We start from the raw sequence: 887 nt of genomic DNA, 5'->3' as shown, positions 1-887 counted from the left end.
ATTGCAAACATGAATGGTGATACACGTAGTCTCTCTGGCGTGAAAGCGGGCACACTTTCTGAAGGTTCGACGGAAGCCGTGAATGGTTCTCAGCTTTATTCCTTGCATCAGACGCTAGCGATGTATTTAGGCGGAGGAGCTAGCTATGAAGGTGGCGAATGGAGGGCTCCGGAATTCAAGGTTGCGCAATTCAATTCTGATGGTAGTTCGTCAGCAAAGAAGATCTATCATGATGTAGCAGGAGCCTTTGATGGTGTCAGTGATGGTATGACGAGTATCAACGACCGTATTCATGATGTTGAGAAGAATGTGGCGAGCAATGGTTTGAATTGGAATGAAGAAGAAGGCGCGTATGATGCGAAGCATGATGGTAAGTCGAGTAAGATTACGCATGTATTGGATGGTAAGATAGAAGAAGGCTCGCAAGAAGTTGTTAATGGTGGTCAGCTTTGGAGCACGAATGAGAGAGTAAAAGATGTTGAAGACAAAGTAGATACGATAGATCAACATGTGAAAAATATTGAAGTAGCGGTAACAGATGGCGTTGTTAACTATGATAAAGATAGTGATGGTAAAAAGACCAATAGCATTACGTTAGTAGGAGGTAATGACAGCGAACCTGTTATGATAGACAATGTAGCGGCAGGGAAGATTGAAACAGGTTCTCAGCAAGCTGTTAATGGTGGTCAGTTACATGATTATACTGAAGAGCAGATGAAGATAGTTCTTGAAGATGCCAATAAGTATACGGATGAGAAAATTAGTGGTCTTGTCAATGATGGTGTTAACGAGTCGAAATCCTATACGGATATGAAGTTTGAGACATTGAATTATGCTATTCAGGATGTTCGGAAAGAAGCAAGACAAGCTGCTGCTATTGGTCTAGC

General features: G+C 42.2%; 1 pseudogene. It reads left to right on the top strand.

Going from position 1 to position 887, the window contains the following annotated elements:
- Nucleotides 1–9: 9 nt before the first annotated feature.
- Nucleotides 10–887: pseudogene (locus ACFIM8_RS09155) on the top strand (hypothetical protein); the annotation flags it as partial.

The sequence above is a fragment of the Bartonella sp. AC535YNZD genome, assembly GCF_042196625.1.
Taxonomy (GTDB): domain Bacteria; phylum Pseudomonadota; class Alphaproteobacteria; order Rhizobiales; family Rhizobiaceae; genus Bartonella.
The sequence above is the reverse complement of the archived record's forward strand: the minus strand, read 5'-3'. Positions and strand labels throughout refer to the sequence as shown.